We start from the raw sequence: 24598 nt of genomic DNA, 5'->3' as shown, positions 1-24598 counted from the left end.
TGCAGCCAGTGCCGTCCGAACCGACACCTAGTCCTGCGTGCGCAGCGTACCGGCAGAGCTGCTGAAGCCCGCCTCCTGCTGCGCATAGTCCGCCACCGTGGCGTTGTAGTTCACGCCCACCATGTGCCCGCCCAGGTCGGTCAGGTACATCAGGTTGCGGATCTCGGTGTCCACGGCCGGGGCCGTGCTGTCGATGCGCACCCAGGGCCGCTGCGCAATCTGCACCAGCGATGAATCCCGAAGCACCATGCCCGGAGTGAGCCTGGGGAGTGTGGTTTCCATCGCCGATTTGAACTCGGGCAATTGTTCGCTGGTCAGGGGCTTTTGCGCCATGCGCGACCAGGTCACCGCCACGGTGCTGCTGCGGCGGGCGTTCCCCCACGCGGCCAGGGGTCTGCGGCCGTAGCGTCCAAACTTGATGTGCAATTCGTCCTCGCTGAGGGCGGTGTAGCCCGCAGGCGTCTCGAAATGCAGGGTGCCGCTCGGCGTCTTGATGGCCACCGGCTCCGCGCTGGCTGCGGCACAGGCGAGCACACACGCCGCGCCGCAACTCCAGATCCTGCGCGGCCATCGCATCCACCGTGCCATAAGCATTCCTCCTGTTTGCATGCAGCGTGAACCGGAATGCGGCCGGGCGTCAGCGCTGGGGCGGGCCCCCGGTTGCAGACGAATCCACGGGAGCCTCGTCGGCAACGCGGCGCAGCAGCGCTTCCAGATCGGCCACCGGACCAGGCATTCCCAGCAAATAGCCCTGGAAAAGCTGGCATCCGTAGTCCGCCAGCAAGGCCTTTTGCTCCGAGGTTTCCACCCCCTCGGCAATCACATCCAGCTCCAGGTTGCGGGCCATGCCGATGATGGTCTGCACGATCACGTCATCGGTGTGCCGCACGCCCAGGTTGCGCACGAAGGACTGGTCGATCTTGAGCTGATCGAGCGGCAACCTCGTGAGGTAGGCCAGCGACGAATAGCCCGTGCCGAAGTCGTCCACTGAAAAGCGCACGCCCTTGGTCTTGAGGAGGCCCATCTTGGCAATGGTGTCGTCCACGTTGTCCAGCACCAGCGACTCGGTCAGCTCCAGCTTGAGCAGGTGGGGCCGCGCCCCGGTTTCGCGCAGCACCTCGACGATGCGGGCCACGAAGTCGCGCTGGCGGAACTGCCGGGCGCTCACATTGACCGACAGCTGCACATGCCGGTAGCGGGCATCGTTCTCCCACGCTGCCAGCTGCTCGCATGCGGTGCGCAGCACCCAGTGGCCCATGGGCACGATGAGCTCGCTCTCCTCCGCCACGCCGATGAAGGCGCCCGGCGCGACGAGGCCGCGCTCGGGGTGGATCCAGCGGATCAACGCCTCGGCGCCCACGATGCGACCGTCCAGGTGGAACTGGGGCTGGTAGTGCAGCACAAACTGCCGCGCGGTCAGGGCGGCCTGCAGATCCCCCTCCAGCTGTGCACGCACGCTGATGGCGATCTGCATCTGCGGGTCGAAAAAACACAGCGCATTGCGCCCCTGCGACTTGACCTGGTACATCGCGATGTCGGCCTGCTTGAGCAGATCGACCGAGGGCTGCAGCGCCCCCCCCATCAGCGTGGCGCCAATGCTGGGCGTGCTGTGGTGGATGTGTGCACCCAGTGTGTACGGCATGTTCAGCGTGCGCAGGATCTTCTCGCCCACGCGGCGCGCGTTGGCGGCCGCTTCTTCACTGTGCAGCGACAGCTCGTGCAGCATGACGACGAACTCATCGCCCCCCAGGCGCGCCACCGTGTCTTCGCGGCGCACGCAGGTCTTCAGGCGCTCGGCCACCTGGCGCAGCAGCATGTCGCCCACTTCGTGGCCCAGGGTGTCGTTCAATGTCTTGAAATGGTCGAGATCCAGAAACAGCAAGGCCCCGTACTGCCCGCTGCGCACGCTGGCGGCAATGACCTGCTGCATGCGGTCCATCAGCAGCCGGCGGTTGGGCAGGTTGGTCAGCGGGTCGTAGAAGGCCAGGCTTTCGATCTCGGCACTGGCCCGGCGCAGGGCCGTCACGTCGTGGTAGGTGATGACCAGCCCGCCCTCGGGCGTGGGCCGTTCGGTGATCTGGATCGTGCGGCCGTTGGGCAGCACCTGTTCGTGGGGCTCCAGGTGCTGGCTTTGCTTGAGCAGCCGCATCTCCACCCAGCGCATGCGTTCTTCCTCGCTGGCGCGCGGGAGGTGGTGCCGGGAGGTCTCCTCCATCACACGCCGAAACGGCACCATCGGCGCCATCACGGTGCGCAGCCAGGGGAAAATTTCCTCGAACCGGCTGTTCCACTGCACCACGCATTGCTCGCCATCGAGTAGCACAAAACCGCTCACCATGGATTCCAGCGCCTGGTCCAGCGTGGCCTTGGATTGCGCAATGGCCAGGCGCGCCTGGGACATGCGGTGCAGGTAGCGCAGCGCCAGGTTGCCCGCGGCCACGATCATGGCCACAAACAACAGCCCCGTGAGGGCGATGGCGTCGCGCTGATCGCGCCAGCCCGCCAGCGCATCGCGCAACGGAATGCTCCCAGAAATGCGCAGGTCCTGGTACAGGATGGGCCGGTAGACCACCAGCGCGGGTTCTCCGCTCAAGCGGGCCGGGGCCTTCCACTCCTGCCCCATGGCAGCCACTTCATGCAGTGGCGGGGACAACATCGGCGTGATGGCCTCTTCGCGGTTGGGCGCGCTCAGCAGCAGCAGTCCTCCCGCGCGTTCCAGCGTCACCTGCAGGCCTGTGATGTCCACCCCCTGGACGAGCACGGAGCTGAGGGCTCCCACCGGCAGTTCGGCAATGGCGACCACACGGGCGCTGTCGGCCATGCGCAGGTGGCGGGCGAAGTACAGCACGCGCTCCGCGGTGGCAAAGCTCACCACCGGCGGGCTGATCATCAGCGTGGACACAGGCTGCTCCAGCACCGCCGACAAAAACCCCGGGGGCAGCTGCAGCGACAGCGCGCTGCCAGCGGCATCCGAGGAGGCAATGGTCTTGCCCTTCGCATCCAGCAGCGCCACGTAGCGCACCATCAGGTTCTGCCGGGCCGAGCTGCGCAACCGCTGGCTGGCCACGTCGGGGTCGATCCAGTCGCTCATGGAGCCCGACAGGCCGAGCAGTTCGTCCATGCTGGCCAGCAGCACGTCCACGGACAGCAGGGATCGGTTGAGCGCCGCCTCGGCGCCCGCCACAAAACGGGTGGCCTGGGCTTCGTAGTCGTCCAGCGCCACCTTGCGGGCGTTCCACACCAGCGCGGCGGACACCATCACCACCGCTGCCATGAACACCGCCGCTCCGGCCCAGACAAAGGCCCTGATGCGCCGCGGGGTCGTGGTCTCCCTCATTTCGCCGGGGCCGCCACCAGGCCGCGAACGGGGCCGATCGTCTGGTTCCACACCTGGGCACAACGGGCCCCGCAGCGTTGCACCCAGCGTGGCAGCACGGTGGAGGCCAGGATCTCCTGGCGGCTGCGCTCGTCCTGGGCCGACACCGGTACCACCACCATGCTGCCCTTGCGGCCACCCACACAGGCCGGGGCGCCACGGTTGCAAGCCATGCCATCGGAGGTCTCGCGCTCGGACTCCTCCCAGATGGCGGCCTCCAGCCGGGGCAACTCGCGCCGCAGCAGCGCCCGCAGATCGGGCGGCAGCGCTTCCCAGGCGGCCTGGTTGGCGCCAAACACCGCCAGCCCCCATGTCACGGGAAGTGCATGCACATGCGAAGTCATCGTCGGCAGGCCCAGCGTGTTGCCCGACATGGTGCCGGTGATGGCACATTCGGTATTGCCCGCCGTGAGGCTGGGCACGATCTGTGCGAAACCCGTCAGCACCGGGATGCCGCCAAGCGCCCCGACAAAATCGGCCTGGGTGGAGGACGACACCCGGGTGCGGCGCCCGGCCAGGTCAGCCAGCCCGCGCAAGGGCTTCTTGCAAAACACCACCTGCGCCGGATACACATACACGGCCAGGGCCTCCACACCATGCTGGTCGCGCAGGCTCTTCTCCAGATAAGGGCGAAACGCCGCCAGCGTGGACTTGAGCGTGGCGATGTCGGGGTTGAGCCCTGCCAGATCGGGCGCCGTGTACTCGGGGTATTGGGCCGTGAATGAACTCATGAGCGTCGTGCCAAAAGGCACCACGCCCAGCTGCAGCAGGCGCAGCATTTCAGTGCCGGGCACACCGGCGCGGTCAAAGGGGACAATTTCAGCGTCGAACCGGCCGCCGCTCATGCGCGACAGCTCCTTGCTCCAGAACGGCTCTTCCTGGCGGATGTACTGGTTGATGCTGGCCAGGCCACCCACGATGCGCAGCTTGTAAGGCACCGGGGCCACCGCAGGAGTTGCTGCTGTTTGCCCCACCGCCTGTGGCAGGCAGCCCAGGAAGGCCAACGCAGCGCAAAGCGGCGCAACACGGTGGCGAAGGCGGGAAATCACAGCGGGTGTCTGCGGCATGGCAAATTCTGGCGCTCCAACCCGGGAGCCGCAGATGGCCCCCACAGCGCACCATCGGCACCCGGAATATGGCCAGACACCCAGCGGCACTCGTGGAGTTCACAAGGATCTGGAAGGCCGCCCGGGGGATGGATGCACAGTGTCATGTTCCGGTACTTTCGGGTTGGAGTGCTGGGGCACCATTCTTTACCAAGTTTTCCCCCTCGGCGGCGAAAGCTGTCGGCAAAACGCCACGCGGCGTGGCAACGCGCGTGGCTGGCAAGCCCAGCCCTGGTCAGAAGGTGCCAGGATACGCGCCGCCGTCCGCCAGCACGTTCTGCCCGGTCATGTAGCCCGCCTGCTGGCTGCACAAAAAGGCGCAGATGGCACCGAACTCCTGTGCCGTGCCGTACCGCCCGGCCGGGATCTGCGCCTGCTGGGCAGTGCGCACATCGTCCACGCTCTTGCCCGCCTTGCCTGCGGCGGCAGTCACGGTGGCGGCCAGCCGGTCGGTGTCGAACTTGCCGGGCAGCAGGTTGTTGATGGTGACGCCCCGCGCGGCGATCTTGCTGCGCGATACCCCCGCCACAAAGCCCGTGAGCCCGCTGCGCGCGCCATTGGACAGGCCCAGGATATCGATGGGTGCCTTCACTGCGCTGGAGGTAATGTTGACGATGCGGCCAAAGCCCCGAGCAGCCATGCCGTCCACCGTGGCCTTGATCAGTTCAATGGGGGTGAGCATGTTGGCATCCACGGCCTTGATCCATGCGTCGCGGTCCCAGTCGCGGAAGTCGCCCGTGGGCGGGCCGCCGGCATTCGTCACCACAATGTCGAAGTCGCGGCCCGGACCACCGGCCACGGTGAACACGGCAGCGCGCCCCTCGGCCGTGGTGATGTCGGCGGAAACCGCCAGCACCTTTGGTTTTGAGCCATTCAGGCCACCAGCGCTTGATGGTATTGAATTTTCAGCTATTAATTTAATAGCTGCCTGATCGAGCGCCTCTGCATTGCGGGCGTTGATCACCACGTTGACGCCCTCGCGCACCAAGGCCAGCGCACAGCCGTAGCCCAATCCCTTGCTCGCGCCGCACACGAGCGCCCATTTGCCTGCGATACCCAAATCCATAACAATCTCCGGTTCTGGTGCTGCGACCCGCAGCATTCACAAATCATCATAAGTGGAGAGCTGCAACATGAACTGGCTGCACCGCGGAGCCCTGGCCACCTGGCTGGCATTGGCCGCATTAGCACCCCTGGCGGGTGGCGCACACGCGCAGGAGGCTGCCGTGGTCAAGCGCGCCACCCAGTTGCGCGACGCTCCCGCCGACAGCGGCGCCAGCGTGGCCCCACTGGAGGCCAATACGGTGGTCACACGCAGCAACGAGCGCAAGGGCCCCTGGACCAAGGTGAGCACACAGCAAGGCGCCACCGGCTGGGTCCACATGTTTGACCTGGGCCCACAATCGGGCTCGGCCACGCCCACCAACAATGCCACCACCAGCGGCCTGCGGGGCCTGGGCGGACTGTTTGGCGGCAACAGCGGCACCACCACCACCGCCACCTCCACGGTGGGTATTCGTGGCCTGGGTGCCGAAGACATCGCCAACGCACAGCCCAACCCCGCCGCCGTCGGCCGGGCGGAGGGCCTGCGGGTCAATGCTGACCAGGCACGCCAGTTCGCCAGCTCGGCGTCGCTGAACGCCCGCGATGTACCCGCACTGGCCCAGCCGTCCCTGCCGACCTCCAGCGGCAGCAAGTCGGGCAGCGGCTCCGGCAATCCGTCCGACCCCAACTACAGCCCCAATTGAGGAGATGCACATGACCCGAACTCCCCCATGGAAGCGCTGTGCCCGAACAGCCGCCCTGTGCGCGGCACTGGCAGCAGCCCCGCCGGCCGCCTACAGCCAGAACGTGATGAACCTGCTGAACTCGCTGGGCGGCGGCATCGGCTCTGCCGTCACAGGCGGCAAACCCGCTTCGGCAGGACAGGGTGACGATCTGATCAGCCTGCTGACCCAGTCGATGGAGAACATCGACGAAACCAAGGAAATCGAGATCGGCCGCCAGTTGGCCGCCCTGCTGCTGGGGGCCAAGCCCGCCCACCCGGACATGGCGCTGCAGCGCTACGTGAACCGCCTGGGCCGCTGGGTCAGCCTGCAGTCATCGCGCCCCGGCCTGCCCTGGACCTTCGTGGTGCTCGATGACAGCGGCTACAACGCCTTCGCAGCGCCGGGCGGCTATGTGTTCGTGACCAAGGGGCTCATCGACCGCTGCGCCGACGAGTCCGAGCTGGCGGGCATTCTGGCGCACGAGATCACGCACGTGACCTCCAAACACCACCTGCAGGCCATCCGGCAAAGCGCCATGGCGGGGGTCGGCACGCAGCTGCTGGCCTCGCAGATCCGCACCAGCAACGTGGCCGGCCAGCTCGTCAAGGACCAGCTTCTGTCGCTGTTCCGCACGGTCTACACCAAGGGGCTGAGCCAGTCCGACGAATTCGAGGCGGACCGCACCGGTGTGTCGCTGGCGGCCAAGGCGGGTTTTGACCCCTACGGCCTGGTCTCGGTGCTGCAGCAACTGCGCACCGTGACACCGGACAACCCGATGTTCACGCTGACGATGTCCACACACCCCGCCGCACAGGCCCGCCTGGACTACCTGGAGCAATCCATGGGCCGCCAGCTCGACGGGCTGGGCGGATCGCGCGCATCGATTGCGCAGCGCCTGGGTGGTGGCAACGCACCTGCCAATGCTCCTGCACCGGCCCCCTCTGCCCGGCCTGCGGCGGCGAAGAAGGCGGGATAAGGCACCCCAAGGGAGAGCGGCGCACCCGCTCTGCGCAGCAAGGTCAAGGCGCTTGGCGGCGGGCCAGCTGGGTGAACACAAAGATCCCCGTGATCACCAGGGCCGTGCCCGCAGCCACCCACACCGTGAACGGCTCGCCCAGAATCCAGACCCCCATGAGGATGGTGGACAGCGGCCCCACCATGCCGGTCTGCGCGGTCATGCCTGCGCCCACGCGCTCGATCGCCATCATCACCATGAGCACGGGCGCGGCCGTGCACAGCGTGGCGTTGAGGATGGACAGCCAGATCACCTCAGGCGCCACCAGGGCAGCACTGAAGGGCCGCAGCACCACAAACTGCAGCAGGCAAAGCAGGCACGCCACGGTGGTGGCCAAACCCACAAGCCGCAGCGAACCCAGGCGCCGCACCAGTTCACCGCTGTAGACCAGGTAGATGGCGTAGCTCACCGCACTCAGGAACACCAGCAGGGTGCCCCATGCAGCATCGGCGCCTTGCAGGTTGGCCTCATGGCCGAACACCAGGACCACGCCGCAGTAGCTGATCAGCATGCCCACCGCTTGCCCCCAGTGAATGCCGCGCCGGTACAGCACCCAGCCGAGCATCACCACCAGCGTGGGGTTGAGGTACAGGATCAGGCGCTCCAGGCTGGCGCTGATGTACGCCAGCCCTGCGAAATCCAGAAAACTCGCCAGGTAGTAGCCCGTAAGCCCCAGGCCCAGCACGCCCAGCCAGTCCTTGCGGGTCAGGGGCGGCTTGCCCCGGCTGGCCCACCAGGCCATCAGCGCGAAGATGGGCAGCGCAAACAGCATGCGGTACATGATCAACGTGACAGCGTCCACACCATGGCGGTACGCCAGCTTGACGATGATGGCCTTGCCGCTGAAGGCGATCGAGCCCAACAGGGCCAGGGCAAGACCGGTTGCTACATTTTTAGTAGCTTCTTGCGCTTTTACTGATTGGGCTAGAGGCACTTTTAATGTATTTTCCCGTTGTTCATTGCGGCGCGCACTACCCACATTGATGGCAACTGGCGCAGCCCAAGCCAATGCCACCGTGGAGCTGGCTTCGCCAGGCCACAGGTGGCGTCCCCCTCCCGCGCAGCGGGAGAAGGGGAAGGCGCGAAGCGGCTCAGGGGGTGTTCCATCAATACCCCGCCACCTGGCCGTCGCGGCGCGGATCGCTGGCGGCCACATAGCCCTGCACCTTGGGGTCGCCCATGCGCCAGATGAACTGGCCGGCGCCGAAGTCCTGGTAGGAGTCCTGGATCACCTCCATGCGGTGCCCCAGGCCCAGCAGACCCTGCACCGTGGCCGCAGGCATGGCTGCTTCGACATTGATCGACAGCCCTTCATTGAAGCGCCAGCGCGGTGCATCGCACGCCGCCTGCGGGTTCTGGCCGTAGTCCAGCATGCGCACCAGGGTCTGCATGTGGCCCTGCGGCTGCATGTTGGCGCCCATCACGCCGTAGCTCATCACGGGCTGGCCGTTCTGCGTGAGGAAAGCCGGGATGATGGTGTGAAACGGCCGCTTGCCGGGTGCCACCAGGTTCGCGGGGTTGGCGCCTTTGGGGTCGGTGCTGAATGCCTGGCCCCGGTTCTGCAGGCTGATGCCAAAGGTGGGCTCCACACACCCCGAGCCGAAGCCCATGTAGTTGCTCTGGATGAAGCTGACCATCATGCCGTTTTCGTCGGCCGCCGTCAGATAGATCGTGCCGCCCTTGACCGGATTGCCTGCCCCAAAATCCTGCGCCTGGTTCATGTCGATGAGTTTGGCACGGGACGCCAGGTACGCGTCATCGAGCATTTGCGCGGGTGTCACCTCCATGGACGATGGCTCGGCCACATAGCGGTACACATCGGCAAACGCGAGTTTCATGGCCTCGATCTGCAGATGCTGGGACGCTGCGCCATCCACCGCCAGCGCGGCCAGATCGAACTGGTCCAGGATGCCCAGCGCAATCAACGCCGCGATGCCCTGGCCGTTGGGCGGGATCTCGTGCAGGGTATAGCCCCGGTAGTTGCGGGCAATGGGGGTGACCCACTCAGGGCGGTGCGCTGCCAGATCCGCCAGCGTCAGGCTGCCGCCCTGGGCCTTGGAGAAGGCCACCAGTGCCTGGGCAATTTCGCCCGTGTAGAACGCCTGCCCTTGTGTAGCCCCGATGGCGCGCAGCGCACGGGCTGCGGCTGCGAACTGGAACAGCTCGCCCACCTGCGGCGCACGCCCACGCGGCATGAAGCTCTGCGCAAACCCCGGCTGCGACTGCAGTTCCGGCACTGCAGCCGCCCATTTCTGCTGCACCACCACCGGCACCAGATAGCCACGCTCGGCAATCTCGGCGGCGGGCTCCATCAGATCGGCAAAAGGCAGCTTTCCAAAGCGCTCGGACAGGGCGACCCAGGCACTGACAGCCCCCGGCACCGTGACGGCATCCATGCCGCGCTTGGGGGGTGTGACCTGACCCTCACCGTAACGGCTGTGAAAGTATTCCGGCGTCCACGCAGCTGGCGCACGGCCGGAGGCATTGAGCCCCTGCAAGGCCTGCCCGTCCCACAGGATGCAGAACGCATCGCTGCCCAGCCCGTTGCTCACGGGCTCGCAGATCGTCATGGCCGCAGCGGCGGCTACGGCGGCATCGACGGCATTGCCGCCCTGCTGCAGCATGCGCAAGCCCGCCTGGGCCGCCAGCGGATGGGAGGTGGAAACGACATTGCGCGCAAACACCGGCAGGCGGGTGCTGGCATAGGAGGGGGTGTAGCTGAAGTGCATCGGGCCATTATGGGCCGCGCCCCATGTGCGTGCAGGAGGCACACGACATGGGCATGCACGCCCGTCGGGCTTGGACCCAGCCCATGCCAACCCGCCCTGGCGCGATGCCCCGCGAGGTGGTGGAAAGGGTCTTTGGCGGCCCTTTTTGTGGCCTTCTCTTCTAGCCGTGCTTCCGGAAGACCCGGTGGTGCAATCGCCTCAGCGACCACCACACGGCCACCGCCACCACCGGAATCGCGATCGCCGCCGTGGTCTCGGGCGATAGGGGCCAACCGAGCTTCTGCGCGCCTTTTGCCAGGTAGCTCACCAGGCCCACGATGTAGTACGTGATGGCCGCGACCGACAGCCCTTCCACCGTGGACTGCATCTGCAGCTGCAAATCCTGCCGGTGGTTCATGGTGGTCAGCAGTGCCTGACTGCTTTGCTGCTGCTCAATCTCGACCCGGGTGCGCAGCAGGTTGCTCATGCGCGAGACACGTTGCGAGAGCGCATCCTGGCGCCGCGCCGCCCATTCGCAGGTGCTGCGTGCGGGCGTCAGGCGCCGATCCATGAACTCCCGGATTGTCTGCATGCCGGCTAGGCGCGACTCGGCAATGTCCTGGATGCGGCGGTCCAGCAGCTCGAAGTAGGCACTGCTGGCCGAGAAGCGCGAATGGGTGGCCGCATACTGGCTCTCCACCTGCCCGGCCAGGCGGGTCAGGCGGTCCAGCAGTGCAGGCTCGGCATCGCGGTTGGCGGTGCGGATGGCGTCAGCCAGCTCTGCCAGTTCGCGCTCGGCAAAGGCCAGCACACTGGCCGCCTCGCGCGCGGCGGGCAAACCCAGCAGGGCTGCCATGCGGTAGGTCTCGATTTCGAGCAGACGCTGCACCAGGCGACCCAGGCGGCGCTGCGTCATGCCGCCCGCCAGCAGCACCATGCGCGAGAACCCATCGGCGTGGATCGCAAAGTCGGTGTAGACCTCGCCATGCCCATCGGCCACCGTGGAGGCCACCAGTGTGTCCTCATGCAGCACATGCTTGACCAGCGAACCCGAGCCAAAGGTGTGCGTGGGCAGCACCCAGAGGTTCAGGCTGCACAGGCAATGTCCGGGCAACGCCGCCAGCCACTCGCGGGGCACGGCTTCTGCGGCGCTGGCAGGCTCCCGCTCGCCAAAGGCGTCCGCCGCCATGGGCGCCATGAAGGTCCAGGAAACAAACTCGGTATGCAGCTCCCAGCGCATGCGGTAGGCCCCCAGGTCCATGCGCAGGTGGGTGGTGTTCGCATCGGGCAACGCCAGGTGGTGGTCGCGCAAAAGGGCCGCCACATGGGCCCGGCTCGCTTCGCGCCCTGCTGCATCGGCCAGCATCACGATGTGTGCAATGGCCAGGGGAGCCGTCATGGCCTCGGGCGGACGGGCGTGGATTTCGTTGTGCAACATCGCCCGGTGGGGATGCTGCGGCAAATGGAATGGAGTGGACATGCGGGCCTCTTGCCCGCCATTGTGTACTGGCACCCTAGGTGTTCCGCCGATCAGGATCTCCAAAAAACAACGGCACCCGAAGGTGCCGCTGTTCTGGAGTCGGATGGAAAAGAGGCGCCGTCAGTCTTCGACGAAAGCTTCCTCGCGCTTGCTCTTTACCGAAGGCAGCAGCACGATGACGAGCAGCAGTGCAGCGGCCGCCAGCAGGCCCGCCGACAGCGGACGCGTCACAAACACGCTCCAGTCACCACGCGACAGCAGCAGCGCGCGGCGCAGGTTCTCTTCCATCATCGGGCCCAGGATGAAACCGAGCAGCAAAGGTGCAGGTTCCGTACCCAGCTTGTAGAAGATGTAGCCGATCAGGCCGAACGCACCCACCATCCAGATGTCGAACGTATTGTTGTTGGTGGAATACACACCCACCGCACAAAAGAGCACGATGGAAGGGTACAGCCAGCGGTAAGGCACGGTGAGCAGCTTGATCCAGATGCCGATCAACGGCAGGTTCAGGATGATCAGCATGGCGTTGCCGATCCACATCGAGGCGATCAGGCCCCAGAACAGCTCGGGGTTGCTCGTCATCACCTGGGGGCCAGGCTGGATGTTGTGGATGGTCATCGCACCCACCATCAGCGCCATCACGGCGTTGGGGGGAATGCCCAGCGTCAGCAGCGGGATGAAGGACGTCTGCGAACCGGCATTGTTGGCCGACTCGGGAGCCGCCACACCACGGATGTTGCCTTGGCCGAAGGGCACTTCACCGGGCTTGAGCTTGGTCTTCTTCTCGACCGTGTAGGCCGCAAACGCTGCCAGCAGCGCGCCGCCACCGGGCAGGATGCCCAGCGCCGCACCCAGTGCCGTGCCACGCAGCACCGCCGGGATCATGCGCTTGAAGTCTTCCTTGGTCGGGAACAGGCCCTCCACCTTGGCAGTGAACACTTCGCGCTCATCATCGGGACGCGAGAGGTTGGCAATGATTTCGCCGTAACCGAACACGCCCATGGCGATGGTCACAAAGCCGATACCGTCGGTCAGTTCAGGGATGTCGAAGCTGAAGCGCGCCACACCCGAATTCACGTCGGTCCCCACCAGGCCCATCAGCAGCCCCAGCACGATCATGGCCACGGCCTTGAGCAGCGAACCCGAGGCCAGCACCACGGCACCGATCAGGCCCAGCACCATCAGCGAGAAGTATTCGGCAGGGCCGAACTTGAAGGCCACTTCGGTCAGCGGAGGCGCGAAGGCCGCCAGGATCAGCGTACCCACACAACCGGCGAAGAACGAACCGAGGCCCGCCGCCGCCAGCGCCGGCCCCGCTCGGCCTTTTCGCGCCATCTGGTAGCCGTCGATCACGGTCACCACCGAGGACGATTCGCCCGGCAGGTTGACCAGAATGGCGGTGGTGGAGCCGCCGTATTGCGCGCCGTAATAGATGCCGGCCAGCATGATCAGCGCAGCCACGGGAGGCAGCGCGTAGGTGGCAGGCAGCAGCATGGCGATGGTCGCCACGGGGCCAATGCCAGGAAGCACGCCAATCAGCGTCCCCAGCAGGCAGCCGACAAAACAGTAAATCAGGTTCTGGAAGGTGAACGCGACACCAAAACCCAGCGATAGGTTGTTAATAAGATCCATGGTCGGTGCTCCTGCTTAACCCGTGATGAAACTCGGCCACACAGGGAACTGCAGCTTGAGCGCCCAGACGAATGCCACGTAGCTGCCAATGGCAAGCACCGTGGCCAGCACGAATACGGCCTTTGCATTGAACTCGTTGCCAGCCAGGCTGGAAATGAAGGTCAGTGCATAGATGCCGACGATGAGGCCCATCGCCGGAATGCCCAGGCTGGGCAGGCCGCCGAGCAGGATGCCGAACGCGAAGTTGGCAGCCAGGATGAAGAACAGCGGCTTCCAGGCCCACTTTCCAATCTTGTCGCCATCCTGGGTCTCGACCGTGGTGGCCTTGAAGGTGATCGCGCTGCCGATGATGGCCAGCAAGATACCCAGCAAGAGGGGAAAGTAGCCCGGGCCCATGCGGGCACCGTTGCCGACGTTGTACGTGGTGGCACCCCACGCAAACGCTACACCAACCCCCATGAACATGAGGCCGGCAAAGAAGTCTTTTTGACTTTTGATTTTCACGAATTGTCTCCTTGGCGGAATCTCGACTGCGCGATTGTGCGGGCAACCAGGGGCCGTGCGGATGTGGATTCCACCTACATCCGGTAACGCTTGCCCCGGTTCCCGGCTGGCGCAGATCCAAGGAGACGACCGCCGTCCCTATTCCAGGGGGGGTGTGGCGGAAATCACCTCATCCAGGGTGGTCAGCCCCTCTGCCACCCGCAGCGCGCCCGCCAGGCGCAGGGGCCGCATGCCATCCTGCACGGCCTGCCGGCGCAGCTGGTCGATCGAGGGCGCCTGGTTGATCTTCTCCTTGAGTGCCTCGGTGACGGTCAGCAGCTCATACAGGCCCATGCGCCCACGGTAGCCCCCCATGCGGCAATCCACGCAGCCTACGGGCTTGTACGGGTGGTAGCCGCCACTGAGTTTCCAAGGCTTGACCACAGCCATCAGCGTCTCGCGCTCCGCCGTGTCGTCCTTTTGTTTGCATTGCTTGCACAGCGTGCGCACCAGCCGCTGGGCCAGCACCCCAAGCAGCGTGGCATTGAGCAGATAGGGCGGCACCCCCAGCTCCATCATGCGGGTGATGGCGGACGGTGCGTCGTTGGTGTGAAGCGTGGAGAACACCAGATGCCCGGTCAGTGCGGCCTGGATGGCCATCTCGGCCGTCTCCAGATCGCGGATTTCGCCCACCATGATGATGTCGGGGTCCTGGCGCATGAGGGCGCGCAGGCCTTCGGCGAAATTGAAATCGAGCTGGGGCTGCACCTGGGTCTGGTTGAAGCTGGGCTCGATCATTTCGATCGGGTCTTCCACCGTGCTCACGTTGACCTCTTCGGTCGCCACCCGCTTCAAGGTGGAATACAGCGTGGTGGTCTTGCCCGAGCCGGTGGGCCCCGTCACCAAAATGATGCCGTGCGGGCGCTTGACCAAACCTTCCCAGCGCTCTGCATCGTGCTGGGCAAAGCCCAGGGCGTCGAGATCCTTGACGGCGTTGTCCGGGTCGAAGATCCGCATGACCATCTTCTCGCCAAACGCCGTGGGCAAGGTGGAGAGGCGCATTTCCACTTCGTCCCCGCGCTGGTTGCGCGTCTTGATGCGGCCATCCTGCGGACGGCGCTTTTCCACCACGTCGATGCGACCCAGGAGCTTGATGCGCGAGACCATGGCGTTGTGCACACCCATGGGCATCTGGTAGACCGGGTGCAACACCCCGTCAATGCGAAAGCGGATCACGCCCTGGTCGCGCCGTGGCTCCAGGTGGATGTCGCTGGCACGCTGGTCGAAGGCGTATTGCCAGAGCCAGTCCACCACCTTGACCACGCCCTGGTCGTTGGCGTCGAGCTGCTTGTTGCTCTTGCCCAGTTCCACCAGTTGCTCGAAGCTGCTGCCCCCGGAATTGCCACCCGCCTTCTGTGCGGCGCGCACCGACTTGGCCAGGGCAAAAAACTCGGCGGTAAACCGGTGAATGTCCAGGGGGCTTGCCACCACCCGGCGGACCGTGCGACGGGACTGTCGCTCCACCTCGGCCACCCAATCGTCGATGAACGGCTCGGCCGTCGCCACCACCACCTCCTTCGTGGTCACCTGCACGGGCAGCACCTTGTGGCGCTCTGCATAGGTGGCGCTCATGGTTTCGGCTACGCGCCCCACGTCCACCTTGAGTGGATCAATGCGCAAATAAGGCAGGCCCGCCCGCTTGGCCAGGTATTCAGACAATGCCTCGATGTCCAGCGGCTTGCCATCGCTGGCACGCTCCATCGCCACGTTGGCCAGGCGCACCAGCGCGTGCTGGGAGCTCTCGGCCTGTGAACAGCGGGCGATGGTGCGTTGCGCTTCTTCGGGGGCGATGACCTCGTCATCGCTGAGCCACTGCACCATGCGCCGCCAGTCCACCGGGCCGACGTAGGGCCGGGTTGTCTTGTTGTCCGGGGAAACCAAGGATGTTTTCATCAAGAACCTTTCCAGATTGGGGCCATGCAGTGCGGCGGATGGCCTCTCAGGCCACCACGGGCTTGAACGCCCGCAGCCACTTGGTCGTGGGCAGATCCCAGCGCGCCTGGATGGCTTCGGCGCGTTCTGCCAGTTCCGCGCGCTTGGGGCGCGTGGGTGTTTTCTGGGCAAGCACCACCGTGTTGCCCTCCCGGGTGGGTTTGAAGGCCCAGAGTGCCTTGTCCCCAAAGGCCGCCGCCATGCTCTGCAGGCTGCGGTCAAAACTCGATGCTCGGCCGAACAGGTTGACCGTCATGCAGCCCGTTTCGGTCAGCAGGCCCCGGCAGTCGGCGTAAAAATCCGGGCTGTCCAGCACGGGGGCTGCTGCCTCGTGGTCGTACAGATCCACGGCCAGCGCGTCCACGGTGCCCTGCCACATGGGGTTCTGGATCTCTTTCGCCGCATCGGCCAGCACCACGCGCAGCTTGGGGCCGTCGGGCGGCAGTTTGAACCACTGCCGACACACTGCCAGCACCTGGGGGTTGAGTTCTATGGCTGTCGTGCAGATGCGCAGCTTCTTGTGGCAAAACTTGGTGATGGCCCCTGCCCCCAGCCCCAGCTGCATGGCGTGGCCCTTGGACACCAGCGCCGGGTCGGCAAACAGAAGCCACGCCATCATGCGCTGCACATACTCCAGCTCCAGCACAAAAGGCTCGGCAATGCGCATGGAGCCCTGGATCCAGGGCGTACCCAGGTGCAGATGGCGGACTTCGCTGTCATCCGAGACGCTGACTTCAGGCAGTTCTTGCGGTTTTTCTTTTTTGCGGGTCATTCACAACAGTCAAAGCAGGCGGTGGGCCGACATCAGCGCCGCCCAGGCGGCCAATTTGCGTTCAAAACTCCAGGAGGCGTTGGCCGGACTGGTCGAGGGCAAGCGGTGCGAAGCGATGGAGCGGGGGTGGAGAAAGCTGTTCAGCACCGCCGGGGCGTGCTTGAAGCTCTCGCCACCATTGTGGGCGACGGCGGCAAGCTGCGGACACGCCACCTGCAATCGCGCAAAGTCGTTGACCCGCGCATTGCGGATGCTGGTGTCCAGGCTGCCTTCCCGCTCGCAGCTTTCATACACATCCCACAGGCCGAGCCCCCGTGCCAGCAGCCAGTCGCAGCGTGCGGCATACCCGCCATCTCCCGCAGGCGGCAAGGGGTGCTGGGGCCACAGCGCTTGCAAGATCTTCCAGAAATGGTTCTGTGGGTGCGCGTAATACTGGCGCAGCCGCAAGGAGGCCGCCCCCGGAAAACTTCCGAGGACCAGCACCACCGTGCCCGCGGACACCACCGGCGGCAGCCCCTCCAGGCGCACCGGTGGGGCTGGCGCCGGGGCATCAGGGATAGGTGGGGGCTGCGTCAGCGCGGCGTCGGGCATCCGCCGATTCTGAACCGAAACCCATCAGCAACCCCGTGAGGGCCTCAAAAAAAACGATAGCTGTAAACCCTTTACCACAAAGCGCTGGCCTCCCAAAAACCTACCAATTGATGGATCAGAACCTGTTCACGATATCGCGGGAGATCGTGAACAGGTTCTCAAAACGAGACCAGCGCTTGCAACCGGGGCAGTGCCCCCAGCGCATTGGCGCAGGTGATGCCCGCCAAAACCTCCCGCGGCTGGCCACGCACCTCTGCCAATGCGCTGGCAATGCGCGGGAGCTCGCCGGGTGCATTGCGCCCTTGGGCCAGGCCTTCAGCGCGCTGGGCGGCGGTGGCATACAACCAATGGGGAGGAATGTCAGGGGCATCGGTCTCCACCACCAGGGCCTCTGCGGGCAGTTCCGCCGCCAGGCGGCGCAGCTGCAGCGCCCGGTCGTAGGTCATCGCACCGCCAAACCCCAGCTTGAAACCCAGGGCGATGAACGCCTGCGCCTGTTGCAGGCTGCCATTGAAGGCATGGGCGATGCCGCCTTGGACCGGCAGCTCCCGCAGGCCCTTGAGCAGCCGGTCGGATGAGCGGCGCACATGCAGGATCACCGGCAAATCGAACCGCCGTGCGAGCTGCAGTTGCACGCGATAGAACCGCTCTTGTCGGGCAGCGTCCAAGCCGGGCACAAAAAAATCCAGGCCAATCTCTCCGATAGCCACCAGGCGCGGGTCTGCCCGGTGCTGCTCCAGCTCCTGCGCCAGCAGCTCCAGATCCGCGTCGTGCGCGCGCCCTGTGTAGAGGGGGTGAATGCCCAGCGCATAGCTGTCGCCGTGCCGGTGGGCCAACGCCCGCACCGTGGCCCAGTTGCTGCGCTCCACCGCCGGAATCACACAGTGGGCCACGCCCTGGGCCCGCGCCTCGGCGCGCACGGCATCGCGGTCAGGGTCAAACTCCGGCGCATCCAGGTGGCAATGGGTATCGATCCAGACAGTCATAGGGCGATGATGCCCCATCAGGCCCACAGTCCTGAAACCTTGCCAGTGCACTCTGCGTCGATCCGTGCTAACGTGAAAACCGTGCGCCGTCTCGCGGCGTCTTCCGTAGAAAAGGTGACAGGATGCCCCGGCCCGCCCTCTACAGCAGCTCCCGCCACACCCGCCGCTCCCCGCCGGAGCCGGTTGAACAGGCGCCTGTGCCCACCGCACAGTCAGCGACCGGCACGGACGTCACCCTGCCCAATCCATCCAACCAGCCCTCCACCCAAGCGGCCAATGCAAACCTTTCCCGGCGCCATCTGCGCACCCTGTGGGCACTGATCACGCTGCTGGCCACGCTGCTGCTCTACAGCCTGTGGCTGCACCAGCGCCCCGCTTCCCACCGGATCACCCAGGAAGACATTGACGCTGCCGTGCTGCGCACGCTGGAGACCACCACCCCGCCCTCCGCCGCCGCCCGTGCGGTGGAAGCGATTTCGCCCTCCATCGTGCGTGTGGTGGGCTACAGCCGCAGCAAGAACGGCAAGGAAGAGGTGGAACGTGGCATCGGCACGGGCGTGGTGATTGTGGACAAAGGCGTCATCCTGACCAACCTGCACGTGGTGGCGGGCGCGGACCGCATTGCCATCACCTTCCACGACGGCCTGGAAACCACCGCCAGCATCACGGGTGCCCAGCCCGAGAACGACCTGGCCGTGCTGCAGGCCCACAAGGTGCCCGACGATCTGTTCGCAGCCCCGCTGCGCTCCACCCAGGACCTGCGCCCCGGCGATCACGTGGTGGCCGTGGGCTTCCCGTTTGGCATCGGACCGTCGGCCTCAGCGGGCGTGATCTCGGGCCTCAAGCGCGAATTCACCTCGCCCGAAGGCAAGCGCCAGCTCAGCAATCTCATCCAGTTCGATGCTGCAGCCAACCCAGGCAACTCTGGTGGGCCGCTGGTCACACTCGATGGCGAGGTGGTGGGCATCGTCACCGCCATCTTGAACCCCACTTCAGCCCGCACCTTCATCGGCATCGGCTTTGCGGTGCCCATCGAGAACGCGGCGTCGGCCGTGGGCATGCCGCCGTTTTAGTATGAAACACCCTCTGAGTCGCTTTGCGCCTTCCCCCTCAAGGGGGACGACACCCTCACACGGAGCGGAGGCGACATCTGCACATCGCGGCGGCCCTTGCTCGGTGTCCCTCGCCTTGGCCGCGCCCGCCGCGTGAGCTTGGAACAGTTTGCACGTCGTTGATCACTGACAAGGAAGGAAACCCATGGAATCCACAACGAACACCGCGACACTGATGGAACAGGTGCTCTACGAAGTCAAACGCGTGGTGGTGGGCCAGGACCGTTTTCTGGAACGCGTCATGGTCGCCATGCTCGCCCAGGGTCACCTGCTGGTCGAAGGCGTGCCCGGCCTGGCCAAGACGCTCACGGTGAAGACGTTGGCCTGCACCATTCAGGGCAGCTTCAAGCGCATCCAGTTCACGCCCGACCTGGTGCCCGCCGATCTGGTGGGCACGCGCATGTACAACCAGAAAACCGGCGAGTTCAGCACCACGCTGGGCCCCGTCTTCACCCACCTGCTGCTGGCTGACGAAATCAACCGCGCGCCCGCCAAGGTGCAAAGCGCCCTGCTGGAGGTGATGCAGGAACGCCAAGTGACGATTGCGGGCGAAACCCACAAGGTGCCCGAGCCCTTCCTGGTGATGGCCACGCAAAACCCCATCGAAACCGAAGGCACCTACGCACTGCCCGAAGCCCAGGTGGACCGCTTCATGATGAAGGTGCTGCTGGGCTACCCCACCGAGGAAGAAGAATTCGTGATCGCCCAGCGTGCACTCGACCTGCCCGTGCAGGTGCTGCCCGTGGCCACCACGGCGCAGCTGGCGGCGCTGCAGGCCGAGTGCCGCACCGTGTATGTGGACCCGTCGATGCTGCAATATGCCGTGAAACTGGTGGCCGCCACCCGCGAGCCCACGCGGCATGGCCTCAAGGACCTGGCGGGCTACATCAGCTGCGGCGCCAGCCCGCGCGCCACCATTGCCCTGGCCGAGGGCGCCCAGGCCCTGGCCATGCTGCGCGGGCGCAACTATGTGCTGCCCGAGGACATGACCGATCTGGCGGCCGACGTACTGCGCCACCGCATCGCCCTGTCGTACGAGGCGCTGTCCGAAGGGCTGGATGCCGATGCCCTCGTCAAGCGCATCATGGCCAAGATACCGGCGCCCGCGCGCCCTTTGCACCACGAGCAAAAAGCCGCTTGAGCCCCCGCCATGAACAGCAAGCCGCCTGAAACCTCCGCCACGGTCCACACCCTGCCCACACTGCCCGGGCAGGCGGACCGGCTGCTGCGCGAGCTGGAGTGGAAGGTGATCCGCCGCCTGGACGGCCTGCTGCAGGGCGACTACCGCACGCTGATGCGCGGCAGCGGCCTGGACCTGGCCGACCTGCGCGAATACCAGCCGCACGACGACGTGCGCCACATCGACTGGAACGTGACCGCGCGCCTGAACACGCCCCATGTGCGCGTGTTCACCGAAGACCGCGAGATGACCGCGTGGTTTCTGCTCGACCTGAGCCCGTCCATCAATTTCGGCCCGCAGGGCAACGCCAAGCGCGACATCCTGACCGGCTTTGTGGCCGTGTTGTCGCGGCTGCTGACACGCCACGGCAACCGCGTGGGCGCCATGCTCTACGGCGCAGGCAATGCACCCGCCCGCACCGTGGATGCGGTGTTACCACCTCGCAACAGCCGCACCCATGTGCTGCATCTGGTGCACCGGCTGTTGACGCCGCCCGCCCCTACCACCGGCACATCAAAACCCGGCGGAGGCGCCACAGAACTGCATCGTTTGTTGCAAACGGGCCTGGCCAACCTGCGCCGCCGCTCCACCGTCTTCGTGGTGTCCGACTTCATCAGTGCACCCGGTTGGGAAAAGCCCCTGGCCCAACTCGCGCAGCGGCACGACGTGGTCGCAGTGCGCCTGCTCGACCCGCTGGAGCTGGAACTGCCCGATGTGGGCCTCATCACGCTGCGCGATGCCGAGAGCGGCGAACAACTGCAGGTGGACACCCACGACGCGGGCTTTCGCCGCCGCTTTGCCCACTTGGCGGCCGAGCGCGAGGCGGCGCTGCGCGAAGGGCTGACCCGCGCGGGCGCCGACACGCTGGAGCTGTGTACCGACGACGACCTGGTCGATGCTCTGCTGCGTTTCATGGACCTGCGCCAGCGCCGGGTGCGCACGTCCCGAGCCTCTACCTCCCGTGCGGCAGACCCGGCACAGCGCGCCGCCTGAACGAACCGCCCCCCGCCCGAAGGAACACACCATGGTTTTTCTCTGGCCCACCCTGCTCTGGCTGTTGCTGGTCGTGCCGCTGCTGGTGCTGCTGTACTGGTGGCTGCTGCATCGGCGCAAGAAAACAGCGCTGAGCTATTCGAGCCTGTCGCTGGTGCGCGAGGCCATGGGCCCAGGCCAGAACCTGCGCCGCCACCTCCCTCCCGTGCTGTTCCTGCTGGCCCTGGTGGCGCTGCTGCTGGCCGCCGCGCGCCCGCTCGCCGTCATCACACTGCCCTCGCAGGACCAGACCATCATGCTGGCCATGGATGTCTCCGGCAGCATGCGCGCCGCCGACGTGGAGCCCGACCGCATCACCGCTGCGCAAAACGCCGCCAAAGCCTTTATCGCCGAGCTGCCGCGCCATGTGCGCGTGGGCATCGTGGCCTTTGCCGGCAGTGCCCAACTGGCCCAGTTGCCCACGCAAAGCCGCGAGGATCTCGTCAAGGCCATCGACAGTTTTCAGCTGCAGCGCGGCACCGCCACGGGCAACGGCATCATGCTGTCGCTGGCCACGCTGTTCCCCGACGCGGGCATCGACATCTCCGCCCTGGGCGGCCGCCAGGCCATGCGCCCCAAGCCCATTGACGAAATCGGCAAGCAGGACCCGGCCAAGGCGTTCACGCCCGTGGCACCCGGCTCCTACACCTCGGCCGCCATCATCATGCTGACCGACGGCCAGCGCACCACCGGCGTGGACCCGCTGGAGGCCGCCAAGTGGGCTGCCGACCGGGGGGTACGGGTGTACACCGTGGGCGTGGGTACGGTGGCGGGGGAGACCATCGGCTTTGAGGGCTGGTCCATGCGGGTGCGGCTGGACGAAGAAACCCTGAAGGCCGTGGCCACGCGCACCAACGCCGAATACTTCCACGCGGCCACCGCAGCGGATTTGAAGAAGGTGTACGAAACGCTCAGCTCACGGCTGACGGTGGAAAAGAAGGAGACCGAGATCTCTGCCCTGCTCGCCTTGGCGGGCGCAGCGCTGGCCCTGCTGGCTGCGGCGCTGTCGGTGTGGTGGTATGGGAGGGTGATGTGACCAGCAAGCATGTTCGTCAACACGACGTTCCAACCAGGAGACATCCATGCGTTCTTTGATCCGGGCTTGCGCCCTTGTGCTCGTCGCCACGGCCGCCGGCACCGCCATGGCCCATAACTGCCCCAATGAAATGAAAGCCATCGACGCCAAGCTGGCCACCAACCCGAGCCTGACGGCAGACAACGCCGCCAAGGTCAAACAGCTGCGCGCCGACGGCGAAGCGCACCACAAGGCGGGCAAACACGACGATTCGATGAAATCCCTGGCCGAAGCCAAGAAGATTCTCGGTATCTGAGCCGCGCCCCGGCCCGCATCCCCGGGCGCAGCGGTGGCGCCAAGGGGGCGGTGCTCTAGCTCAACCGCCCCAGCACCAGCCGCACCACGCGGTCGCAGCGCGCGGCCAGCGACTCATCGTGTGTGACCATCACAAACGCCGTGCCCTGGTCACGCGCCAGTTGCAGCATCAGGTCAAACACCCCATCCGCCGTGCTGCGGTCGAGGTTGCCCGTGGGCTCGTCGGCCAGCACACAGGCGGGCCGCGTGACCAGCGCCCGCGCAATCGCCACGCGCTGGCGCTCACCGCCCGACAGCTCGGCCGGCCGGTGCATCAGGCGCTCTTTCAAACCGACGGAGGTAAGCACCCGCTCCGCCTCGGCATGGCATTGCGCCAGCTGCAGGCGGCGAATGCGCAGCGGCATCGCCACGTTGTCGAGTGCGCTGAACTCGGGCAGCAGGTGGTGGAACTGGTAGATAAAACCCAGGTGCTGGTTGCGCAGCTGGCCCTGGCGCTCTGCCGACAGCGAGGACATCTCTTCGCCTTTGAGGCGCACGGTGCCTGCCGTGGGCGCATCCAGCCCGCCGAGCAGGTGCAGCAGCGTGCTTTTGCCCGAGCCCGACGCGCCGACGATGGCCAGCGTTTCCCCGGCATGGATCTGAAGGTCCACGCCTTTGAGCACCGTCACGTCGAGGCGGCCTTCGGTGAATCGCTTGGTGAGGCCCTTGGCCTCCAGTACCACCACTCCAACTTTCTGATCACTCATAACGCAGCGCCTCGGCAGGGTTCACACGGCTGGCGCGCCAGCTGGGGTACAGGGTGGCGACAAAGGCCAGCACGAGCGAGATGATGCCAATGGGCAGGATGTCGCTGCTTTGCGGCTCGCTGGGCATCTTGCTGATGAGGTAGATGTCCTTGGGCAGGAAGCTCGCGTTCAGCGCTTTCTCGATGGCGGGCACGATCACGTCGATGTTGAGCGCAATGCCCAGGCCCAGCAACAGGCCCACGGCTGTGCCGATCACGCCCACCATGGCGCCCTGCACCACGAAGATGCCCATGATGCTTTTGGGGCTCGCGCCCAGCGTGCGCAGGATGGCGATGTCGGCGCGTTTGTCGGTCACCGTCATCACCAGGGTAGAGACGAGGTTGAACGCGGCCACCGCCACGATGAGCGTGAGGATGATGAACATCATGCGTTTTTCGAGCTGCACAGCCGCAAACCAGGTGCGGTTTTGTTGGGTCCAGTCACGGATCAGCAGCTGGCCACTGAGGCTGCCCGCCAGCTGTTGGGCCACCTCGCGCGCCTGGTGCAAATCTTTGAGCTTCAGCCGCACGCCCGTGGGGCCTTCGAGGCGGAAGATGCGCTGCGCGTCCTCGTGGTGCAGCAGCACCAGGGCCGAGTCGTATTCGTAGTGGCCCGAGTCGAAGGTGCCTGCCACCGTCATCTGCTTGAGCCGAGGCACCACCCCGGCGGGGGTGACCTGACCTGCGGGCGCGATCAGGGTGACCACATCGCCAGCGCGCACGCCTAAAGCGCGGGCCAGCTCACCGCCCAGCACCACGCGAAACTCGCCGGGCACCAGCAGGTTGAGCGTTTTTTCGTTGGTGGCGGCCAGGTCCGTCACGGCGCCTTCCAGCGCCGGGTCGATGCCGCGCACCAGCGCGCCCTTCATGTCCTCGCCGCGCGCCAGCAGCGCCTGCGCCGCCACGAACGGCGCCGCGCCCACCACGTTGGGGTTCTGCTTGGCCTCGGCCAGCGTGCGCGCCGGGTCGGGCAGCGCCGCGCCCTGGGGCGCAAAAATCTCGATGTGCGAGACCACGCTGAGCATGCGGTCGCGCACTTCCTTCTGAAAGCCGTTCATCACCGACAACACGATGATGAGCGCCGCCACCCCGAGTGCGATGCCCAGCATGGACACGCCCGAGATGAACGAGATGAAGCCATTGCGCCGCGTGGCGCGGCCCGCGCGCGTGTAGCGCCAGCCCAGGGCCAGTTCGTAAGGGATTTGCATGAATAAGGAAAGAAGGCACTGCAGGGTGCGGAATGCACGCCA

At 65.9% G+C, this 24598-nt stretch carries 22 protein-coding genes; 7 read left to right on the top strand and 15 right to left on the bottom strand.

All coding sequences use genetic code 11. The annotated features are described in order from the left end of the window. Positions 1 to 27: 27 nt before the first annotated feature. The 4 genes from ARADN35_RS0114700 to ARADN35_RS0114685 all read right to left on the bottom strand — a co-directional run bounded on the left by ARADN35_RS0114700 (position 28) and on the right by ARADN35_RS0114685 (position 5548). Entirely contained in the window at positions 28 to 534 is a 507-nt protein-coding gene (locus ARADN35_RS0114700; protein ID WP_010463431.1) for a hypothetical protein, read from the bottom strand. Positions 535 to 637: 103 nt separating this feature from the next. Continuing rightward, positions 638 to 3337 (bottom strand): bifunctional diguanylate cyclase/phosphodiesterase, encoded by a 2700-nt coding sequence (locus ARADN35_RS26415; protein ID WP_050812527.1) that lies wholly within the window; start codon positions 3335 to 3337, stop codon positions 638 to 640. Next, entirely contained in the window at positions 3334 to 4425 is a 1092-nt protein-coding gene (locus ARADN35_RS0114690; protein ID WP_373404741.1) for a TRAP transporter substrate-binding protein, read from the bottom strand. The genes ARADN35_RS26415 and ARADN35_RS0114690 overlap by 4 nt, the downstream gene beginning before the upstream one ends. Positions 4426 to 4717: 292 nt before the next feature. Then, the gene (locus ARADN35_RS0114685; protein ID WP_010463425.1) at positions 4718 to 5548 is read right to left on the bottom strand and encodes an SDR family oxidoreductase; all 831 of its coding nucleotides are present in this window, start codon (positions 5546 to 5548) and stop codon (positions 4718 to 4720) included. 67 nt (positions 5549 to 5615) lie between these two features. Here ARADN35_RS0114685 and ARADN35_RS0114680 point away from each other — a divergent pair, with 67 nt between their 5' ends. Both ARADN35_RS0114680 and ARADN35_RS0114675 read left to right on the top strand, forming a co-directional pair. Beyond that, positions 5616 to 6230: an SH3 domain-containing protein gene (locus tag ARADN35_RS0114680; protein WP_010463423.1), complete on the top strand. Its 615-nt coding sequence runs from the start codon at positions 5616 to 5618 to the stop codon at positions 6228 to 6230. 10 nt (positions 6231 to 6240) lie between these two features. After that, entirely contained in the window at positions 6241 to 7227 is a 987-nt protein-coding gene (locus ARADN35_RS0114675) for a M48 family metalloprotease (protein ID WP_244265908.1), read from the top strand. Positions 7228 to 7270: 43 nt separating this feature from the next. Here ARADN35_RS0114675 and ARADN35_RS0114670 read toward each other — a convergent pair whose 3' ends face one another. From ARADN35_RS0114670 to ARADN35_RS0114630, 9 genes are all read right to left on the bottom strand, one after another. Continuing rightward, positions 7271 to 8200: a DMT family transporter gene (locus tag ARADN35_RS0114670; protein ID WP_035197823.1), complete on the bottom strand. Its 930-nt coding sequence runs from the start codon at positions 8198 to 8200 to the stop codon at positions 7271 to 7273. Positions 8201 to 8372: 172 nt separating this feature from the next. Continuing rightward, positions 8373 to 9995: a gamma-glutamyltransferase family protein gene (locus ARADN35_RS0114665; protein ID WP_010463417.1), complete on the bottom strand. Its 1623-nt coding sequence runs from the start codon at positions 9993 to 9995 to the stop codon at positions 8373 to 8375. Between the two features lie 160 nt (positions 9996 to 10155). Beyond that, complete coding sequence (locus ARADN35_RS0114660; protein WP_029414036.1) at positions 10156 to 11454, bottom strand: DUF3422 family protein; 1299 nt, start codon at positions 11452 to 11454, stop codon at positions 10156 to 10158. A gap of 120 nt (positions 11455 to 11574) precedes the next feature. Continuing rightward, entirely contained in the window at positions 11575 to 13086 is a 1512-nt protein-coding gene (locus tag ARADN35_RS0114655) for a tripartite tricarboxylate transporter permease (protein ID WP_010463412.1), read from the bottom strand. A gap of 15 nt (positions 13087 to 13101) precedes the next feature. Then, positions 13102 to 13590, bottom strand: coding sequence for a tripartite tricarboxylate transporter TctB family protein (locus ARADN35_RS0114650; RefSeq protein WP_010463410.1), 489 nt, complete (start codon positions 13588 to 13590; stop codon positions 13102 to 13104). Positions 13591 to 13728: 138 nt separating this feature from the next. Beyond that, entirely contained in the window at positions 13729 to 15522 is a 1794-nt protein-coding gene (tfpB, locus tag ARADN35_RS0114645; RefSeq protein WP_010463408.1) for a type IV pilus assembly ATPase TfpB, read from the bottom strand. Positions 15523 to 15568: 46 nt separating this feature from the next. Continuing rightward, positions 15569 to 16333: a class I SAM-dependent methyltransferase gene (locus ARADN35_RS0114640; protein WP_010463406.1), complete on the bottom strand. Its 765-nt coding sequence runs from the start codon at positions 16331 to 16333 to the stop codon at positions 15569 to 15571. A gap of 9 nt (positions 16334 to 16342) precedes the next feature. Further along, positions 16343 to 16924, bottom strand: coding sequence for a DNA-deoxyinosine glycosylase (locus ARADN35_RS0114635; RefSeq protein ID WP_010463404.1), 582 nt, complete (start codon positions 16922 to 16924; stop codon positions 16343 to 16345). 158 nt (positions 16925 to 17082) lie between these two features. Next, positions 17083 to 17910: a TatD family hydrolase gene (locus tag ARADN35_RS0114630; protein ID WP_010463402.1), complete on the bottom strand. Its 828-nt coding sequence runs from the start codon at positions 17908 to 17910 to the stop codon at positions 17083 to 17085. A 122-nt stretch (positions 17911 to 18032) separates the two neighbouring features. Here ARADN35_RS0114630 and ARADN35_RS0114625 point away from each other — a divergent pair, with 122 nt between their 5' ends. From ARADN35_RS0114625 to ARADN35_RS0114605, 5 genes are all read left to right on the top strand, one after another. Beyond that, complete coding sequence (locus tag ARADN35_RS0114625; protein WP_010463400.1) at positions 18033 to 18983, top strand: S1C family serine protease; 951 nt, start codon at positions 18033 to 18035, stop codon at positions 18981 to 18983. A 184-nt stretch (positions 18984 to 19167) separates the two neighbouring features. Next, on the top strand, positions 19168 to 20163 hold the full coding sequence (locus ARADN35_RS0114620) for an AAA family ATPase (protein ID WP_010463399.1): 996 nt from the start codon (positions 19168 to 19170) through the stop codon (positions 20161 to 20163). A 9-nt stretch (positions 20164 to 20172) separates the two neighbouring features. After that, a complete protein-coding gene (locus tag ARADN35_RS0114615) occupies positions 20173 to 21195 on the top strand; it encodes a DUF58 domain-containing protein (RefSeq protein ID WP_010463397.1) in 1023 nt (340 codons plus the stop codon). 31 nt (positions 21196 to 21226) lie between these two features. Beyond that, entirely contained in the window at positions 21227 to 22270 is a 1044-nt protein-coding gene (locus ARADN35_RS0114610; RefSeq protein ID WP_010463395.1) for a VWA domain-containing protein, read from the top strand. Between the two features lie 46 nt (positions 22271 to 22316). Then, the gene (locus ARADN35_RS0114605) at positions 22317 to 22565 is read left to right on the top strand and encodes a hypothetical protein (protein ID WP_010463393.1); all 249 of its coding nucleotides are present in this window, start codon (positions 22317 to 22319) and stop codon (positions 22563 to 22565) included. Between the two features lie 55 nt (positions 22566 to 22620). Here ARADN35_RS0114605 and lolD read toward each other — a convergent pair whose 3' ends face one another. After that, positions 22621 to 23310 (bottom strand): lipoprotein-releasing ABC transporter ATP-binding protein LolD, encoded by a 690-nt coding sequence (gene lolD / locus ARADN35_RS0114600; protein WP_035197828.1) that lies wholly within the window; start codon positions 23308 to 23310, stop codon positions 22621 to 22623. Next, positions 23303 to 24556, bottom strand: a complete 1254-nt coding sequence (locus ARADN35_RS0114595) for a lipoprotein-releasing ABC transporter permease subunit (protein ID WP_010463389.1) — start codon at positions 24554 to 24556, stop codon at positions 23303 to 23305. Before ARADN35_RS0114595 ends, lolD begins: the two co-directional genes overlap by 8 nt. Positions 24557 to 24598 lie beyond the last annotated feature (42 nt).

The organism is Acidovorax radicis N35 (assembly GCF_000204195.1).
GTDB lineage: Bacteria > Pseudomonadota > Gammaproteobacteria > Burkholderiales > Burkholderiaceae_C > Acidovorax > Acidovorax radicis.
This window is presented reverse-complemented; position numbering and strand designations above follow the sequence as displayed.

Coding starts and splice junctions, on each gene's coding strand:
- ARADN35_RS0114685 (WP_010463425.1), bottom strand. CDS start 5,548: ATGGATTTGGGTATCGCAGGCAAATGGGCGCTCGTGTGCGGCGCGAGC.
- ARADN35_RS0114675 (WP_244265908.1), top strand. CDS start 6,241: ATGACCCGAACTCCCCCATGGAAGCGCTGTGCCCGAACAGCCGCCCTG.
- ARADN35_RS0114625 (WP_010463400.1), top strand. CDS start 18,033: ATGCCCCGGCCCGCCCTCTACAGCAGCTCCCGCCACACCCGCCGCTCC.
- ARADN35_RS0114595 (WP_010463389.1), bottom strand. CDS start 24,556: ATGCAAATCCCTTACGAACTGGCCCTGGGCTGGCGCTACACGCGCGCG.
- ARADN35_RS0114660 (WP_029414036.1), bottom strand. CDS start 11,454: ATGTCCACTCCATTCCATTTGCCGCAGCATCCCCACCGGGCGATGTTG.
- ARADN35_RS0114680 (WP_010463423.1), top strand. CDS start 5,616: ATGAACTGGCTGCACCGCGGAGCCCTGGCCACCTGGCTGGCATTGGCC.
- ARADN35_RS0114655 (WP_010463412.1), bottom strand. CDS start 13,086: ATGGATCTTATTAACAACCTATCGCTGGGTTTTGGTGTCGCGTTCACC.
- lolD (WP_035197828.1), bottom strand. CDS start 23,310: ATGAGTGATCAGAAAGTTGGAGTGGTGGTACTGGAGGCCAAGGGCCTC.
- ARADN35_RS0114615 (WP_010463397.1), top strand. CDS start 20,173: ATGAACAGCAAGCCGCCTGAAACCTCCGCCACGGTCCACACCCTGCCC.
- ARADN35_RS0114620 (WP_010463399.1), top strand. CDS start 19,168: ATGGAATCCACAACGAACACCGCGACACTGATGGAACAGGTGCTCTAC.
- ARADN35_RS0114635 (WP_010463404.1), bottom strand. CDS start 16,924: ATGCCCGACGCCGCGCTGACGCAGCCCCCACCTATCCCTGATGCCCCG.
- ARADN35_RS0114630 (WP_010463402.1), bottom strand. CDS start 17,910: ATGACTGTCTGGATCGATACCCATTGCCACCTGGATGCGCCGGAGTTT.
- ARADN35_RS0114605 (WP_010463393.1), top strand. CDS start 22,317: ATGCGTTCTTTGATCCGGGCTTGCGCCCTTGTGCTCGTCGCCACGGCC.
- ARADN35_RS0114610 (WP_010463395.1), top strand. CDS start 21,227: ATGGTTTTTCTCTGGCCCACCCTGCTCTGGCTGTTGCTGGTCGTGCCG.
- ARADN35_RS26415 (WP_050812527.1), bottom strand. CDS start 3,337: ATGAGGGAGACCACGACCCCGCGGCGCATCAGGGCCTTTGTCTGGGCC.
- ARADN35_RS0114640 (WP_010463406.1), bottom strand. CDS start 16,333: ATGACCCGCAAAAAAGAAAAACCGCAAGAACTGCCTGAAGTCAGCGTC.
- ARADN35_RS0114665 (WP_010463417.1), bottom strand. CDS start 9,995: ATGCACTTCAGCTACACCCCCTCCTATGCCAGCACCCGCCTGCCGGTG.
- tfpB (WP_010463408.1), bottom strand. CDS start 15,522: ATGAAAACATCCTTGGTTTCCCCGGACAACAAGACAACCCGGCCCTAC.